17 protein-coding genes are annotated in these 17,494 nt (G+C 44.1%); 15 read left to right on the forward strand and 2 right to left on the reverse strand.

Going from position 1 to position 17,494, the window contains the following annotated elements:
• Positions 1 to 176 precede the first annotated feature (176 nt).
• Positions 177 to 491, reverse strand: coding sequence for an SCP2 sterol-binding domain-containing protein (locus ABXT60_RS06865; protein WP_443631991.1), 315 nt, complete (start codon positions 489 to 491; stop codon positions 177 to 179).
• A gap of 180 nt (positions 492 to 671) precedes the next feature.
• Here ABXT60_RS06865 and sohB point away from each other — a divergent pair, with 180 nt between their 5' ends.
• Complete coding sequence (sohB, locus tag ABXT60_RS06870) at positions 672 to 1,778, forward strand: protease SohB (RefSeq protein ID WP_443631992.1); 1,107 nt, start codon at positions 672 to 674, stop codon at positions 1,776 to 1,778.
• Positions 1,779 to 1,798: 20 nt separating this feature from the next.
• On the forward strand, positions 1,799 to 2,575 hold the full coding sequence (locus ABXT60_RS06875; RefSeq protein ID WP_443631993.1) for a maleate cis-trans isomerase family protein: 777 nt from the start codon (positions 1,799 to 1,801) through the stop codon (positions 2,573 to 2,575).
• 3 nt (positions 2,576 to 2,578) lie between these two features.
• On the opposite strand, the gene ABXT60_RS06880 is transcribed toward ABXT60_RS06875, so the two are convergent.
• Positions 2,579 to 4,642 (reverse strand): molybdopterin-dependent oxidoreductase, encoded by a 2,064-nt coding sequence (locus tag ABXT60_RS06880; protein ID WP_443631994.1) that lies wholly within the window; start codon positions 4,640 to 4,642, stop codon positions 2,579 to 2,581.
• A 78-nt stretch (positions 4,643 to 4,720) separates the two neighbouring features.
• On the opposite strand from ABXT60_RS06880, the gene ABXT60_RS06885 reads away from it, so the two are divergent.
• From ABXT60_RS06885 to htpG, 13 genes are all read left to right on the forward strand, one after another.
• Positions 4,721 to 6,775, forward strand: a complete 2,055-nt coding sequence (locus tag ABXT60_RS06885; protein ID WP_443631995.1) for a GNAT family N-acetyltransferase — start codon at positions 4,721 to 4,723, stop codon at positions 6,773 to 6,775.
• 62 nt (positions 6,776 to 6,837) lie between these two features.
• Complete coding sequence (gene selD, locus ABXT60_RS06890; RefSeq protein WP_443631996.1) at positions 6,838 to 7,878, forward strand: selenide, water dikinase SelD; 1,041 nt, start codon at positions 6,838 to 6,840, stop codon at positions 7,876 to 7,878.
• A 1-nt stretch (position 7,879) separates the two neighbouring features.
• Complete coding sequence (gene mnmH / locus ABXT60_RS06895) at positions 7,880 to 9,010, forward strand: tRNA 2-selenouridine(34) synthase MnmH (protein ID WP_443631997.1); 1,131 nt, start codon at positions 7,880 to 7,882, stop codon at positions 9,008 to 9,010.
• A gap of 33 nt (positions 9,011 to 9,043) precedes the next feature.
• Positions 9,044 to 10,153: an S-(hydroxymethyl)glutathione dehydrogenase/class III alcohol dehydrogenase gene (locus ABXT60_RS06900; protein WP_443631998.1), complete on the forward strand. Its 1,110-nt coding sequence runs from the start codon at positions 9,044 to 9,046 to the stop codon at positions 10,151 to 10,153.
• A 12-nt stretch (positions 10,154 to 10,165) separates the two neighbouring features.
• On the forward strand, positions 10,166 to 11,035 hold the full coding sequence (gene fghA / locus ABXT60_RS06905) for an S-formylglutathione hydrolase (RefSeq protein ID WP_443631999.1): 870 nt from the start codon (positions 10,166 to 10,168) through the stop codon (positions 11,033 to 11,035).
• Between the two features lie 3 nt (positions 11,036 to 11,038).
• On the forward strand, positions 11,039 to 11,386 hold the full coding sequence (locus tag ABXT60_RS06910) for an immunity protein Imm33 domain-containing protein (RefSeq protein WP_443632000.1): 348 nt from the start codon (positions 11,039 to 11,041) through the stop codon (positions 11,384 to 11,386).
• Entirely contained in the window at positions 11,386 to 12,171 is a 786-nt protein-coding gene (locus tag ABXT60_RS06915; protein WP_443632001.1) for an alpha/beta fold hydrolase, read from the forward strand. Before ABXT60_RS06910 ends, ABXT60_RS06915 begins: the two co-directional genes overlap by 1 nt.
• Before the next feature lie 3 nt (positions 12,172 to 12,174).
• On the forward strand, positions 12,175 to 13,335 hold the full coding sequence (locus tag ABXT60_RS06920) for a tRNA-queuosine alpha-mannosyltransferase domain-containing protein (RefSeq protein WP_443632002.1): 1,161 nt from the start codon (positions 12,175 to 12,177) through the stop codon (positions 13,333 to 13,335).
• Between the two features lie 187 nt (positions 13,336 to 13,522).
• Positions 13,523 to 13,702: a hypothetical protein gene (locus ABXT60_RS06925; RefSeq protein ID WP_443632003.1), complete on the forward strand. Its 180-nt coding sequence runs from the start codon at positions 13,523 to 13,525 to the stop codon at positions 13,700 to 13,702.
• A gap of 4 nt (positions 13,703 to 13,706) precedes the next feature.
• Entirely contained in the window at positions 13,707 to 14,471 is a 765-nt protein-coding gene (locus tag ABXT60_RS06930; RefSeq protein WP_443632004.1) for a DUF599 domain-containing protein, read from the forward strand.
• 23 nt (positions 14,472 to 14,494) lie between these two features.
• A complete protein-coding gene (locus ABXT60_RS06935) occupies positions 14,495 to 14,971 on the forward strand; it encodes a PaaI family thioesterase (RefSeq protein ID WP_443632005.1) in 477 nt (158 codons plus the stop codon).
• The gene (locus tag ABXT60_RS06940) at positions 14,968 to 15,408 is read left to right on the forward strand and encodes a PaaI family thioesterase (RefSeq protein ID WP_443632006.1); all 441 of its coding nucleotides are present in this window, start codon (positions 14,968 to 14,970) and stop codon (positions 15,406 to 15,408) included. Before ABXT60_RS06935 ends, ABXT60_RS06940 begins: the two co-directional genes overlap by 4 nt.
• Positions 15,409 to 15,515: 107 nt before the next feature.
• Positions 15,516 to 17,417 (forward strand): molecular chaperone HtpG, encoded by a 1,902-nt coding sequence (gene htpG / locus ABXT60_RS06945; protein ID WP_443632007.1) that lies wholly within the window; start codon positions 15,516 to 15,518, stop codon positions 17,415 to 17,417.
• The last annotated feature ends 77 nt before the right edge of the window (positions 17,418 to 17,494 follow it).

Raw genomic sequence — 17,494 nt, forward strand, 5'->3', positions numbered from 1 at the left:
TTACAACTCGTTCTTCGGCCATAATGCAGACCTTAAAAAGCCGCAATTTTCGCGGCTTTTTAAGCTTTAAGGCAAAAGTATCTAACCTTAATGCAGTTAATGAAAAGCTAAATAGGCCGCTGCAGATTTGAGTAAGCAAGCATATAAGTGGCTATTTAATTGGCATATGTAGGGTATTAACCCATTTTAAATAATTGACTTAGTCGCGTGCCTAACATCACATCGCCTTCAGCTTGAAGACGCCCCCCCATGAAGGCGGCCATGCCATCCAGCTCCCCAGATACAATCTCTGTAAGTGTCTCAGAGTCCATAGACATCGTGATTTCTGGATCATCGTGATTGCCTAAACTGCTAGCACATGTGGCGTTATCGATGGTGACAAAGAAATCGTCATCGTCAGAAATGCAAAACTGAAATGTTGCTTCTAAGTCTTCAGCTTCGTCAGCGACAAATGCAGATTGCATTTGCTCCATAATTTGAGCTACAGCCATTGGTTTAATCCTTTTTTTAAGTTTAATCAGTTTGATTCTATGGGTTTTTTTAAGTTAAATCAAACGATCGTTTGAATTGTAGATTTGATGCATGTTTAATTATGGTTTTAAGGCCCACTAGACTAGACTAGAATAGAGAGGAATTTTTGGTGTACACAAGAACCATATTTGGAGAGTTACGTGTTAGATTTTTTGTATGAGTACGGGTTATTTTTAGCAAAAGTTGTTACTTTTTGTGTTGCTGCCGTTGTGGTCATTGGCTTTTTAGTCATGGCGGGACAAAACCGCCGACAATTGAGTAAGGCTGGGCATATTGAGGTGAGAAACCTCAATGAAGAGTTTGAAGACATGACAGACACCCTAGATCACGCAATGATGGATAAGTTTCAGTTCAAGCAGTTGCGCAAGAGTCAGGAAAAAGCCGATAAGCTTCAGACTAAACAGGATAAAGCTGATGCAAAGAAACAGGCTAAGCAAATTAAAGCAGAAGGGTCTTCAGGCTTGGGTGAGGAAGCGTTACCTGCCACCAAGAAAAGGACGTTTGTACTAGACTTTGATGGCGACGTTAAAGCCAGTGCAGTAGAGTTTCTGCGTCATGAGATTAGCGCAATTATATCAGTTGCTAAAGTTACCGACGAAATCATTATGCGCCTCGACTCAAGCGGTGGCATGGTCCATACCTACGGTTTGGCGGCGTCACAGTTGGGACGTATCAATACTGCCAACATTCCACTTACTATTTGTGTTGACCAAATTGCTGCTAGTGGAGGCTATATGATGGCTTGCATGGCAAACCATATCACCGCTGCACCCTTTGCTTTGGTCGGTTCTATCGGCGTTGTAGCTGAGGTACCAAACGTTCATAGGCTGCTTAAAAAGCACTCTATCGATGTTGAGGTGCTCACTGCAGGCGAACATAAACGTAGTCTAACTATTATGGGAGAGAATACCCGTAAAGGCCGTGATAAATTTGTTGAAGATTTGCAGCAAACCCATGGTTTGTTTAAAAGTTGGGTTAAACAACAACGTCCGCAGCTTGATCTAGAGCAAGTTGCTAATGGCGATGTATGGTACGGCCAGCAAGCTATAGATCTTGGCCTTGTAGATGCAGTGGGTACCTCAGATGAAGTGTTACAACAAGCAGTAAAAGACAGTGACGTATTGTTAATTGAGTACGTGGCTAAAAAAACGATGGGTGAGAAGTTTGGTATTGCTGCTGCTACAAGCTTAAGTTTGTTCAGTAACCGCATATGGTCTAAAGCTCGGCGGCACTCTATTACCCATTAAGGCTGTTAAGGAACTACCCTATGAATTCTTTTTCAAACTTATGTAGACCGTTGTCTCCGGGATTTTTAATACCCAAGGACATGCCTGTGCGCATTGGGTTAGTCGTACTGGCCACTGATATGGTGCTCGAGATTGAATGGCGAGATTTATTTGCTGGGTTGCCTATTGAAGTTTTAGTAGCTCGTATAGCCTGTGCAGCTGAAGTTACTCCAGAGGCTTTATTAACTATGGCGCAACAGATAGGTCAATGTGCCAGCCTAATTTTGCCAGATGTGCCTTTAGACGCCATAGCATACGGCTGTACCTCTGGGAGTTTAGTGATTGGCGAAAAAAAGGTGCATGAGTTACTTCAGCAAGGTAATTCACTCCAAGTAACTAGCAATCCCTTCAGCGCTATTAAAGCTGCTTTAGTGCATATTAAAGCTCAAAATTTGGTAGTGTTGTCGCCTTATTTAGCCAGCGTAAATCAGCCGTTTTATCAGGCCCTAACCGATGCAGGGTACACGATTAAAGGTTGGGGAAGTTTAAATTTGACACTCGATCGAGAGATTGGCTCAATGAATCCTGAGCATCTGCCCATTCTCATCGATCAGCTGTTAGATGGGCTTGAATCTATGCCTGACGCTGTGTTTATTTCATGCACAAATTTTAAGGCTTTAGCTAAGCTAGACGAGTTAGAGCAACGTTATGGGTGTTACTTTATGTCAAGTAACCAAGTAATGGCTTGGCATGTATTACGCCAGCTTGATATTTCTCTGCCACAGACCAATGCTGGACGCTTGCTGCACACGCTTTAAGTGCTAGTTGGGGATAAACGGCCGCAGCCAAACACTGGTATCGTGGAATACAGCACCACCATGAGGCAAGCCAGGGTCTGCACTGGTGAGTGCGTTGATACCTACGTTGCCAACGAAGGCTTTGTTTGGCCATATTGATTCGCACACCAGGATACCTTGCTGTAATCCATCATATTCTTTAACAGGCAAGATCAGCTGTCCTCGACTATTGCCAATTTCAACAAGATCTCCATTCTTCACCCCCAAAGCTAAGCAATCCTTAGGGTGCACCATTAGATCTGGTTGTTTCTCTAACCTTAAAGAGAATGGGGCTTCTGTAAAGCTTGTGTTCAAAAAATGGCGTGCAGGAGCGGTGACTAAGCGCCATGGCTGCTTGGCAGTGGTGGGGTCAGTAATAGCCACATGATCAGGCAATGAGGAGACATTAATTTTCCCCAACAACAGCTCATCCCAGCCATGATGAAAGTGGAATTTGCCGTCGGTGTGAGCAAAACCATTTAAAAAGTGGGCGTCATCAAAGGGCAGTGCACAATCTACCCAATTGTTTTGCCATAACGTTGGCCAGTCTACTGAGCCAACTTGAGTAACGCAGTCTTTCATAAGTTCTGCTGCAGACATGTGAAACCCTTTATGCTGACTACCTAAACGTCGGCCAAGCTCATTGATGACCCATAAATTACTTCGACATTGGCCAGGTGGTTCAATAACTTTGCGACTCAGCTGAAGGTGAGTATGACCACCACCCAAATAAATGTCATCATGTTCTAAGAACATGGTTGCTGGAAGCACTAGGTCTGCCATGGCGGCTGTTTCAGTCATAAACTGCTCATGCACACAAATGAATAGATCATTCCGTTCAAAGCCCTGGCGTACTAAATTTGATTCAGGTGCTACAGCCATGGGGTTGGTGTTTTGAATAAACAGCGCTTTAACTGGGGGTTTTCCTTGCAGGTCTCTTGGGTTATTAGTGAGCACTGCTCCAATGCGTGACTGGTCTAAAATACGAGTTGTCTCATCAATGCTGTCTAACCCTTTTATTAGGTTTAAGTCCACAGGGTACATGGCACTATTGCTATAAAGTGCGCCACCACCGAGGTGCTTCCATGCCCCTGTTATTGCTGGTAAGCAGGTCACTGCGTGCATATTAAAAGCACCGTTTCGGCTGCGGCTGAAGCCATAGCCTAATCGAATAAAACTTTGAGCATGAGTACCATACCAATGTGCGAAGGTTTCAATTTCTTCTTCGGTTAAGCCAGTGATTACTGATGCCCAAGCAGACGTTTTGTATTTCAGATGACTCTCAAGCCCCTGTGGGTCATCAGTAAATTGATTTAGATAATCCCAATCGGCATAGTTATCTCTAAATAAACAATGCATGACTGCGCACGCTAAAGCGCCATCGGTTCCCGGCTTCAGCATTAAATGTAGATCAGCTTTTTGTGCTGTAGCTGTGCGATAAGGGTCCACAACGACTAACTTAGCATTACTATTAGTGCGAGCCTTATTAATGTGATCCATCACATTAATTTGCGTGTGAACTGGGTTGCCACCCCAAACAACAATAAGCGATGAATGCTGCATTTCCCGCGGATCGATGCCGCGCTTAAGGCCAGTACCTGCAATATAACCAGCGTCAGCTAGGGTAGTGCAAATGGTAGACTTCTGACGAGAGTAGCTTAAGGTGTGACTAAGACGGTCAATGGAATCCCTTTGCACCAAACCCATAGTGCCAGCGTAGTGATAAGGCCAAATTGCCTCGGTGCCATATTGGTTGCTAATGGTAGTGAATTTATCCACTATCAATGCCATTGCTGTTTCCCAGCTAATCGGTTCGAACGCCTCAATGCCAGCACCTTTATCGCCAATGCGGCGCAACGGCTGTGTTAGCCGGTGTGGGTGGTGGATGCGGTCTTTATACCGAGCCACTTTGGCGCAAATTACGCCATTTGTGTAGGTTTGACTTTTGCTACCATAAACGCCACCAATGGTATGGCTGTCAATGCGCTCAACTTCTAATGCGCACACGCTTGGGCAATCATGGGGGCAGGTGGCTGCTATTCTTTGCATGTTGTTGTTCAGCGTCGTTTATTGTTGCTTCTGAGTGTACAATAATTACCACTTATAGCCACCAAGGATTGGACAACTTTGCGTTCCATTACCCAATTAGCTGATTTTCGCAAGCCATTATCGTTATCTCAACACGCTGGTCATCGCTTGATGCTGGTCGTGGCTATGGTGGAAAATCATGGACTAGCGCAGGCAAAGAAACTGCCTGAGATAGGTGAACCGTGCCTATGGGTTGACGTGCCGCAAAAAAGACAAAGTCAGGCACCTAAGCACCAATACATCAGTGCAAACCAAGCTAATCAATATTTGGGGACGTCTAATCAATATGTGATTTATAACGCTCACCGAGGGTTTAATGCGAGCGCTTTATGTGCCCTGAGTGGCACTATTAAGGGTACAGGAGTGTTAATTTTGTTAACACCTCCCACATCTCAGTGGCAGAGCAACTTTGATTCCCAACTAAAAGCCTACGGTCAGTTAGAGCGTCATGCCCATTCAAATTTCATTCAATGGTGGCAGCGACAATGGCAACATCATAGTGCAGTCTATGTCTTGCACGAAGAAGTCAATCAAGTAAAAACTACCCATTGGCAACCTTTCACTAAGCTGCTTAAACAATGGCCATTGTTAGAACCCACAAGGGAACAACAAAGTATAATAACGACTTTAGTTACGGCTTATAACCAGCAGTCAGAGATCGTGTATACCATCGAAGGCCATAGGGGAAGGGGTAAGTCTGCCTGTTTGGGTTGGCTGATTAAAACGATAGGTAAGGAGGATAACCACGGCCCTGTTGTCGTTACAGCACCCAGTAAACGCGCCCTTGGCTCGATGACACAAACTGCAGGTTTGCAAAAGGTAAATTTTCACGCTTTAGATGCACTGTTAGAACAGCGGCCTAAAGCAGGTCTGGTCATTGTTGATGAGGCCGCAGCGATACCGTTGTCACAACTTACAAAGCTAGTTAAGCATTATAAATTGGTCGTTTTATCATCCACTCAAGACGGTTATGAGGGCAGTGGTCAGGGCTACAGATTAAAATTGCCCCATATTATTAGTACCCTAGGGCTAACCAGCAAAGCAATGACATTAACGCAGCCAATGCGCTGGCAGGCTGATGATCCTTTAGAGACATTTATTCGCAGTAGCTTTTTATGTGACGTGAGGATACCCGATGCTATGCTAGATTTAGCTACTGAGGATTTACAACACGTTAGCTACAGGTTAATGACTGGAGAAAAGCTGGCACAGGACAACGAGTTATTAAAGCAAGTCTACGCTTTGCTTATGCTGGCGCATTACCAGACCACACCCCAAGACTTACGATTACTTTTGGATCATCCTCAGCATAAAATTTACTTATGTTATGTAAATGACTGCCTTGTTGGCATGGCTTGGGTTGCTCAAGAAGGCAACTTAGACAGCACTTTAGCGCAGCAAATTTCACTTGGTAGGCGTCGCATTCAAGGTCATCTTTTGGCTCAAATTTTGGCCCAACAAGCTGGTTTTTCCATCGCTTGTGAAATGCGTAGTTGGCGCATTCAAAGGCTGGTAGTTTTGCCTAGGTTGCAGGGAAAAGGATTGGGTTCAGCACTTTTAAACCACATTTATGCATGTGGAGAAGCGCATCAGATTGATTTTATTGGAGCAAGCTTTTCAGCAAGTAATAATACCCTTCGTTTTTGGCTTGCGAATAACTTTACCTCGGCATGGCTAGGTTTGCGTCCAGATACAGCGACTGGGCTCAATAGTGTGCAAGTGATTCAGCCCATCAGCCAGGGGGCTAAAGCGTTAAAAGACCAGTTAAAATGTCACTTTAAAGGTTATTTAGATTTTGGCAAAGGCATGTGGTTTACGTCTGTGGATGCTGAAACTTGGCAAGGTATCTATCCTAAATTTATACATGCTACGGCTGCAATGCTCAATGTTGAGCAACAGCGGCGCTTATTAATTCTGTTGGCAAAAGGACATGCTGGGTTTAGCGGCCCATTGCACTTACTTTATCAGCAACTACTTAATGACAAGGATAAACAATTGGTCATGCACGCAGCACAAAATAATACCCACAAAGGGTTGCAAAAAGACGTTAGGCGCCTGGCATTGTCGCTATTACCACCAGAATCTGAGCAATGATCCACAGCACATTCGGGATAAACTCGGTATACTTCAATCTTTGTCAATTTGTCTGATTATTCATGAATACAGTTAAACTTACCCAATATAGTCATGGTGCTGGGTGTGGGTGTAAAATCTCACCAAAAGTCCTCGACAAAATACTGCAATCCCAGTTGCCAAAATTCTCTCATCCGAACTTAATCGTAGGTAACGAAAGCCGTGACGATGCAGCTGTTTTTGATTTGGGTGATGGCACAGGTATTATCAGCACCACAGATTTTTTTATGCCTATTGTAGATGACCCGTTTGATTTCGGTCGGGTAGCTGCCACTAATGCTATAAGTGATGTCTACGCTATGGGCGGCCAACCTTTAATGGCGATTGCAATCTTAGGATGGCCAGTAGACACACTGGCACCCGAAGTGGCCGCTATGGTAATCGACGGCGCAAGAGATGTATGTGCTAAGGCTAATATTTGTCTTGCTGGTGGCCACAGTATTGATGCACCAGAGCCCATATTTGGATTGGCTGTAACCGGAAGAGTGGCCTTAGAGCACCTTCAACGAAATGACCAAGCTCAAGCAGGAGACCGACTCATGCTGACCAAACCATTGGGAGTAGGTATTTTAACCACTGCTGAAAAACGCGGTATATTGCGCCCACAGGATGTTAACCTGGCGCGTGACAATATGGTTAAACTTAATGACATAGGAGCAAAACTAGCACGTCTAACTGGCGTTCATGCTATGACAGACGTAACAGGTTTTGGGCTTATGGGGCATTTGGCAGAAGTATGTGAGGGCAGCCAATTACAGGCTGAAGTAGAATTTGACAAAATCCCCTTATTAACTGACCTTCAGTACTACCTAGACCAAGGCTGTGTGCCTGGGGGAAGCGGTAGAAACTTCGACAGCTATGGCCATAAACTAGGCGCACTCAATAAAGACCAGTTAAATATCCTCTGCGACCCACAAACCAGTGGCGGCTTGTTAGTGGCTGTAGCCAAAGATCAAGTTACTGCAGCTGAAGCCCTTTGCCGTGCCGCAGCGCAAGACTGTGTTTGGATCGGAGACTTATTTGCACCAAAAGATGCGCAAAAACACTGGATTTCGGTGCTATAGTATGTCCAATAAAGCCCTATTAATGGTCATGCCCAAGCCAATTCAAGCGGCCCAGTTTGATGACTTGCTATTGGGTCAACGGCCCATGTTTGATGTACGAGCACCTATAGAATTTAGTAAAGGCGCTTTTCCTAATGTAATCAACTTGCCCTTAATGAGTGATGATGAGCGCCACCAAATAGGCAGCTGTTATAAAGAACAAGGCCAAGAAGCTGCGATCACTTTAGGTCACCAGTTAGTCAGTGGCACGACGAAAAACCAACGGGTTGAACAATGGCATGCGTTTGCAAGCCAGCACCCCAATGCAGTGCTATATTGTTTTCGGGGTGGGCTTAGGTCTAAAGTGACGCAGCAATGGCTAGCCGAAGCAGGTATTGCAATTCCGTTTGTGGAAGGTGGGTACAAAGCACTTCGTACGCACCTGATAGAGCGCTTAGACAAATTGGTAGAAGATGTCCCGGCATTTGTACTTAGTGGCCGCACTGGTACAGGTAAGACAGAGATACTGCCTCAGTTTGATCGGACGATTGATTTAGAAGGTATCGCCAAGCACCGTGGGTCTAGTTTTGGTAAATACATTGAAGAGCAGCCTAGTCAAATTAACTTTGAAAATAGTCTAGCCATTGCTTTAATGCGGCTCAAAAAGGCCTCTAATACTCCAGTTATTTACGAAGACGAAAGTCGTTTGGTAGGGTGTCGTTTACTCCCACTAAGCCTCCAAGCTAAACTTAAATCCTCTCCTATAATGGTTTTAAATGATTGTTTTGATGCCCGTGTTGATCGTATTTTTGGTGAGTATGTAGTAAGGGCTATCGCTGCATGGCAGCAAGAGCTAGCTGATCCCAACGATGCTTTCTTAGCTTTTGGTGATAGCCTTTTACAGAGTATCAATCGTATTCGTAAACGTTTGGGTAGTGAAGCTCATACGCATCTTGTTAAACTGCTTGAAAAGGCTTTAAATCAACAGTCAAAGCATAATAACTTAACACATCATAAAAATTGGATTAGTTATTTACTGATTCATTATTATGACCCAATGTACGACTACCAACTTTCCCTTAAGCAGGATCGTGTGGTGATGCAGGGAACCTCAAGTGAAATTGTCAGTTGGTATAAAACTAATAATTTTTAATTGGCCTAATCGACTTTAAGGACACACTATATCATGAAATCAAGAGCTGCTATTGCCTTAGCTAAAGGCCAACCATTAACTATTTCAGACATTGATGTAGATGGACCAAAAGCAGGTGAGGTGCTGGTGCGAATGGTTGCTACAGGTGTATGTCACACTGACGCATTTACCTTGTCTGGAGCTGACCCAGAAGGAATTTTTCCATCTGTTCTGGGCCATGAAGGTGGTGGTGTAGTAGAAGAAATCGGTGCAGGTGTCACTAGTCTTGCTGTAGGTGACCACGTTATTCCTTTATACACACCAGAATGTGGCCAGTGTAAATTTTGCTTGTCAGGTAAAACTAACCTTTGCCAAGCCATTCGAGGTACCCAAGGTAAAGGTTTAATGCCTGATGGCAGCAGCCGATTCTCTTTAAACGGCAAAACACTGTTCCATTACATGGGCACTTCTACTTTTTCTGAGTACACGGTTGTTCCCGAAATTGCCCTTGCGAAAATCAACAAGGCTGCACCACTGGAGAAAGTATGTCTGCTAGGCTGTGGTATAACCACAGGTATTGGCGCAGTACTTAATACAGCTAAGGTTCAGCCAGGCGATTCAGTTGCCGTGTTTGGTATGGGTGGAATAGGTTTGAGCGTAGTCCAGGGTGCTGTAATGGCTGGTGCTAGCCGCATTATTGTTATTGATATTAATGAAGATAAATTTGAAATGGCGAAAATGTTGGGTGCTACAGATTGCATTAACCCAAAGAACTATTCAGATGCTATTCAGGACGTTATTGTAGACCTAACCGATGGCGGTGTAGACTTTTCGTTTGAATGTATTGGTAACGTAGACGTTATGCGTTCAGCTTTAGAATGCTGTCACAAGGGTTGGGGTGAGTCAGTAATAATAGGAGTTGCTGGAGCGGGTCAAGAAATCAGTACCCGACCATTCCAGTTAGTCACTGGCCGAGTCTGGCGCGGAACCGCTTTTGGTGGTGTTAAAGGCCGCACACAGCTACCAGGTTACGTAGAGCGCTATATGGCTGGTGAAATAAAAATAGACCCAATGGTGACACATACCATGGGTTTAGAAGACATCAACAAAGCTTTTGACCTCATGCATAGCGGTGAAAGCATTCGCTCTGTTATCATTTTTTAGGAACCATCTGTCATGTCTTTAAAACAAATTTCAGAAGTCAAAGTCAGTGGTGGCCGCCTATTGCGGGTAGAACATTGGTCTGCGGTGTGCAACGGGAGCATGACCTTTGCTATATTCTTGCCACCACAAGCAAAACAGGTCACTGAAACAAAAATGGTGCCAGTGCTCTATTGGTTATCGGGCCTCACTTGTAACGATGAAAACTTTAGCCAAAAGGCTGGTGCATTTAGTATGGCCACAAAATTGGGTATGGCTATCGTTATGCCGGATACTAGCCCTCGTGACGCTGCCATAGGGGGCGAAGACGAAGCCTACGACCTTGGCACTGGCGCAGGTTTTTACGTCAACGCTACTCAGGCGCCTTGGTCTGATGCTTACAACATGTACAGTTATGTTACAGAAGAACTGCCAAGTATCATTCAAACCCACTATGCAGTGAGTGATCAGGCAGCTATTAGTGGCCACTCCATGGGAGGTCATGGGGCATTGATCTGCGCTTTAAAAAACCCAGGTAAATACGCTTCAGTATCAGCTTTTGCTCCCATTACGTCTCCATCGCAGTGTCCTTGGGGCCGAAAGGGCCTTACAGCATATTTGGGAAGCGATGAGGACACATGGGCAGATTGGGATGCTAGCCACCTGGTACAAAAAAACCATGACGCAGGCATTATACCGCAGGCTATTTTGATTGATCAGGGTGCCAGTGATCCATTTTATGCTGATCAGCTGATGCCAGAATTATTCAACGCAACCTGTGAGCGTTTGCACCATCCAGTCGACTATCGTGAGCGAGAGGGTTACGACCATAGCTACTACTATATAAGCAGCTTTATTGATGAACACCTTCAGTACCATGCTGCAAACCTTGGAATAACGGCATAAATAATGACAGAAAAAAAGCGTCAAACTCGCCATGGTCATATGGCTCGTGTATCAAAGCTAGCCCTAGGTGATCATGCTTTACCCGTGCGTTTTATGTACAAAACCATACCAGAACACAGTAATGATACTGGCTGGCGTTTGTTCACAGGATATGAAACTCCAGAATTTCTAAACGAGTTCTCAAATCTAGAACCTTTCCCGTTGGAGCCTATGTGCGAAGCTGATTTAACCCTAGAAGCTCTGTTAGATAGTAATGCCGGTACTGTATGGGAAAGGGCTCCAGAACAATCATGGCAACAAGTTCACGACTTTGAAATTCCCGTGGAAGAAGTTGATGTTGAAGTGAGCTAATGCTGCTCAATACGTTTCAATTTAATACGACTGGCGGTCACCCATTAGTCGTTTTACATGGGTTATTTGGGTCACAGGATAACTGGCGCAGCCAAGCTTTAGAGTGGGCACAAAATCGCTGGGTGATCACCATGGACCTACGTAATCATGGAATGTCTGGCCATCACCCATTAATGAACTATGCCACCATGGCAGAAGATGTGTGTGGTACGCTAGATGAGTTAGGTTTAAAAAGAGTCGACCTTTTAGGTCATTCGATGGGGGGTAAAGTGGCGATGCAATTAGCCATAAATCAACCGCAGCGCGTTAATAGCTTAGTGATAGCTGATATTGCCCCAGTGGCGTATCAACCGCGTCACCAAAGTATATTGGCAGGCCTTAACAGCATTGATCTAGCCACATTAGCGTCCCGCAAACAGGCGCTAGACTTACTTATAAACTATGAACCAGATGTGCAGGTCTGTCAGTTTTTATTAAAAAGTTTGTATAAAAATAATGCAGGGGAGTTTGCACTACGCTATAACCTTAAAGCCATTAAAGATAACTACCAGGCTATTAGTGCAGCGCCTAAATCATCTAAAGAACTGCCATGCTTCAGTGGCCCAGTATTAATACTTAAGGGTGCAGATTCCCATTACATTTTAGCCGACCATAAGATCGCGTTTGACACTTTATTGCCCAATGCAGAGCTTAAAATAATGACTGGGTGCGGCCATTGGCTTCATGCTGAAAAACCAGAGTTATTTTGCCGTCTGGTGACCCGTTTTTTAGATAGCCTCGCCTAAGTCGTGCGCATATTATTACTTTCAGCCTACGACGCAAAAAGCCATCAGTACTGGCGTGAGGGTTTAGTAGCTCAGTTTCCAAACTATGAATGGACCCAATTAGTGCTGCCTGGGCGTTATTTTAGTTGGCGTATTCGTGGTAACAGCATGCAGTGGGCTCTAGGAGAACGGTCTACGTTAGAGCAGCCATATGATTTAGTGATTGCAACATCGATGGTCGACTTAGCATCCCTAAAAGGGTTTGTAGCTAATTTAGCGAATATCCCAACCCTTCTCTATTTCCACGAAAATCAATTTGTTTACCCGCCAAGTCAGGCTAATGCTAAGCACCACTTGGATCCTAAAATGGTGAGCCTCTATGCAGCTTTAGCAGCGGATAGATTAGTATTCAATAGTCAATACAACCAGCAAAGCTTTAGTGCTGGGGTGGAGGACTTGCTCAACCAACTGCCCGAAAAAATGCCGCTAAACGTGGTTGAATTGTTAGGTAGGAAAAGTTGCGTGTTACCAGTGCCTCTTGCATCTTTGGATGCTAGATATATGACTCTTAAAAATAATGATTCTCAGCAAACCCCTTGGCCCAAATCAGAAGATGGGGCACCCTTAAGGTTAGTCTGGGCGGCACGGTGGGAATACGACAAAGGCCCGCAACAACTCCAAGCCATATTACAAGAATTGCGAAAAAGAGGTGTAGACTTTCAGTTGTGCGTGCTGGGGCAAACATTTCGCCAACAACCAATAGAGTTTAATCAGATAAAAGCTGAGTTCGCTACTAACCTGGTTCAATTTGGCTATGCAGCCTCTCGCCAGCACTACCTAAACTGGCTGGCGGGGGCAGATATGATCTTATCTACTGCACTGCATGAGTTTCAAGGACTCGCTGTGTTAGAAGCGGTTCAGCTCGGTTGTATCCCCATATTGCCAAATCGTCTGGTGTATGCTGAAATTTTTGGCTTAAAGTATGTCTATGAGTCTACCCCTGAAGATCGTCAAAAAGAATCTATTGCAGCAGTTAACCTGATACAAAAGCTGGCACTAGGCCCAAATCAGGGTGATTTAGCTAAGACGGTTGCTCAGTCCTTAGCGTGGCCCTCCATGAAACATAAATATCACCAATTGTTGAATTTTAAAGTATCTAAAACGCCAGAATGTATTACGTTTTAAGGTTTTATTTAAACTGTTACTTCAAGGGTTTTCAATACGTACTGCTATTCTTGCACCTTAAGGTTATTGATGGACGAGCAGATTTTAACGTTGCAACAAATACAAGAGGTAAACACAAATGGGGCTCGAAGCGTGTTAAAATACGCTTATTAGACGACTCAACAACCGCTATTGGGCAAAACCAACTATGACCCGTGCCAAAAAGAAAATGCCTGCTGTAGCTGGGGTAACCTTTAACCCCCATAAGAAGAAAAAGATTGTTGCTAAATCTTTTTCGCCTTCAAGTTATCAAGCACGTAAACAAAAAGGCTTAGCCACCAAAAAGAAACAAATATCTGTATTCCAACAACACCAAGACGAGGCCTAGTTTAATGGAGACTATAACCAGCTACATTGCCGCATTATTCCCAGATCATAGCTGGAATTTACTGGCTTTAGTTTGGTTTATTGTCGTGGTGCGGGGTTATCAGGCTTATGCCATTAAGGCTTCGCGAAGCAAGGATTCCTTAGCAGGAGTACTGCATGCATACCGACAACGATGGATGATTCGCATGATTGACCGTGAGATGCGCATGGCAGACATCGGAGCTGTTGCTAATTTAGAACGTTATGTGACCTTATTTGCGTCCTCCAGCTTGCTTATTTTAGCGGGCCTTGTGACCTTAGTTGGCTACACTGATGACGTGGTTCACATTGGCCGAGGTATTCCATTCTTACCTCCTCAGTCACCTTTAGAGTGGCAATTTAAGTTATTCTTTTTGATATTGCTGTTTGTATATGCTTTTTTTAAGTTTACATGGAGCCTCAGGCAATACGGCTTTGCTACAGTAATGATCTCCAGTGCGCCAGTAGCTCATGGCGACATCTCTGATAATAAAGACCTTATGGACCATGTTAATCGCTCTGCTAAAGTGCTATCCATGGCCGGTAATAATTTTAACTTTGGCCTGCGAGCCTACTACTACAGCCTGGCTGTGTTGACGTGGTCAATACACCCATTAGTGTTTATGGTGACTACCTGTGTGGTGGTATATATTCTCTATCACCGTGAGTTTAAGTCAAGTTCACTGGCAGAACTCCGGGGTTCTAACGACTCTAAGAATCGAAAAACATTAGTAGACTATCATCTAATATAGTTATCCTAAATTAGGCAAGTTTTATGGATTCTAAAGAACTCTTGGTGCAAGGGAATAACTTTTTACAAGTGTTACCTCATTGTAAAAAGCTAGGAATGAAAGTAATCACGGCTTCAAAGGGACAGGCGACAATAGAACTCCCGTATAATCCAGAAATATTGGGTATGGACTCACAAGGTTATGTGCATGGGGGTATTTTGACCACCATGATGGATACTGTGTGTGGGTTTGCTGTCACTGCAGCCCTGCCTGCACAAGAGTTTTGTCCTACATTAGATCTAAGAATGGACCACATGCGTCGAGCAAATGCAAAAGGCTCAATTTTTGCCTGGGCGCAGTGCTACAAAATTACTCGCAGTATCTGTTTTACAAGGGGTTACGCCTACCAAGATGACCCTGATGACCCAATTGTTCATTGTGTGGCTACTTTTGTGCGCAGCGGAAAAGCTTGGGGTAAGGGCGGTTTTGTAAAGCTGGGTGCAGAGGACCTATTACTATGAAACTTAAACAGCTCATAGAATCATCCAAACTACAGGATGATTACTCTGCCCTATTAGATTTTGTTCCTTATGCTAAATTTATCGGTGTGACTATTACACAGGATAAAGATGGTTGGTTATTCACTCTAGCTACTGAGCCTAACAATATAGGCAACCCAATTACGCCTGCTCTGCATGGGGGTGTGATCGCTGGTTTTATGGAAGTGGCTGCGGCTCTGGGACAGATGTTAACAAGCCAACATCCAACCATCCCTAAGATTATAAATTTTTCTATTGACTACATTCGGGCTGCGGGTGTTAAACCCACTTATGCTCGATGCAGCATTGTTCGACAAGGTAAGCGAATTGCTAACATTACGGTGCTAGCTTGGCAAAAGGATGAGCTTCAACCCATCGCTACAGCTAGAGCACACTTTTTATTAGGTGAAGAGGTATAAAGCAAGTGGTATAGCTTGAAATTACGCAAGCCACCCCCATCATTGCCCCGTAACCACTTTACTAGCGCTAATGGCGCAGCCCATGTTTTCCGGAGAAATAACGCCCTATGAGCACTGATACTCAAACTGAGACTTTAGGTTTTCAAACAGAAGTTAAACAGCTTTTACATTTAATGATTCATTCCTTATACAGCAATAAGGAGATTTTTCTTCGCGAACTAATTTCTAATGCATCTGATGCGGCAGACAAAATGCGTTTTGCTGCAGTTTCAGATGGTAGTCTTTACGGCGATGACAGTGACCTTGCTATCCGTATCAAATTTGATAAAGACGCCAATACACTAAGCATTAGTGACAATGGCATTGGCATGGACCGCACCGATGTAATTGACCACCTAGGTACGATTGCCAAGTCGGGCACTTCTGAATTCTTACAAAACCTAACAGGTGATCAACAAAAAGATTCACAGTTGATTGGTCAATTTGGTGTTGGTTTTTACTCATCCTTTATTGTTGCTGACGAAGTTGAAGTAATTACTCGGAAAGCCGGCTCAAAGACCTCTGAAGGCGTATTATGGCGTTCAAAAGGTGAGGGTGAATTTGATATTTCTCAAGTTGAAAAAGAAGGCCGCGGTACAGAAATTATCTTGCATCTCAAAGCAGATGAAAGTGAGTTTGCAGAAGGCTTCCGTTTACGCAGTTTAGTGCGTAAGTACTCTGACCATATTTCTATTCCTGTCATCATGATGAAAGAACATTATGGCGAAGATGCAGATAAGCAAGATCCAGAAGAAGAAACAGTTAACTCAGCCACAGCTCTTTGGACCAAGTCTCGCTCAGAAGTGAAGAATGAGGAATATCACGCGTTTTATAAGCACGTATCACACGACTTTCAGGAGCCTTTGTCATGGGCCCACAATAAAGTAGAGGGGAAGCTTGAATATACTAGTTTGCTCTATATCCCAGCCAAAGCACCAATGGATATGTATCAGCGAGAAGCAACCCGTGGCTTAAAGTTATACGTTCAACGTGTCTTCATTATGGATGAAGCTGAGCAATTTTTACCCATGTACCTACGTTTCATTAAAGGGGTAGTAGACAGCAACGATTTGTCTCTTAATGTGTCTCGCGAAATTTTGCAAAAAGACCCCGTTATTGATTCAATGCGCGCAGCACTTACCAAACGTGTGCTTGATGTGCTTGAAAAGATGTCTAAAAAGCAGCCTGAACAGTACGCTACTTTCTGGAAAGAGTTTGGCCAGGTTATGAAAGAAGGCCCTGCAGAAGACCACAATAATAAAGAGAAAATAGCTAAACTATTGCGGTTCTCTTCGAGTACTGATGACAAAACAGAGCAAGTGCATAGTTTGGCTGAGTACAAAGCCCGGATGCAAGAAGGCCAAGATAAAATTTATTATGTGGTTGCTGATAATCACAACACTGCAAAGAATAGCCCTCATCTGGAAATCTTCCGCAAGAAGGGCATTGAAGTTCTGTTATTGTCAGAGCGTGTAGACGAGTGGCTGATGTCCCATATGATGGACTTTGATGGAACCCAGTTGCAAGACGTTGCCAAAGGTACACTAGATCTTGGCGAAGTTGAAGACGAGGCAGAAAAGCAAGAACACGAAGAACAAGCCAAGCAATATGAAGGCCTAGTTGAACGGGTAAAAACCTTACTGGAAGGCCAAGTAGAGAATGTGCGGATCACCCACCGATTGACTGACTCACCGGCCTGTTTGGTGGTTGGCGAAGATGATATGGGTATGCAGATGCGTCGTATTATGGAAGCTGCTGGCCAAGCAATGCCATCTACTAAACCCACCTTTGAGCTTAATCCTGAACACCCATTGGTTGCCAAGCTAAACGATGAAGCTGATGAAGACCGTTTTAGTGAGCTAACACGCGTACTATTTGACCAAGCCCAATTGGCTGAGGGTGGTCAGTTGGAAGACCCGGCAGCTTACGTTTCGCGACTTAATAAGTTGTTACTAGAACTCACTACTTAATTAACTTAAGTAACTTAAAGAGCCCCCGTTTAGAATGCTAGCCGGGGGCTCTTTTTATGGGCTAGAGCCAATAATTA

This window comes from Candidatus Njordibacter sp. Uisw_056 (assembly GCF_047730085.1).
In the GTDB taxonomy this organism is placed as follows: Bacteria; Pseudomonadota; Gammaproteobacteria; order Pseudomonadales; family Balneatricaceae; genus Njordibacter.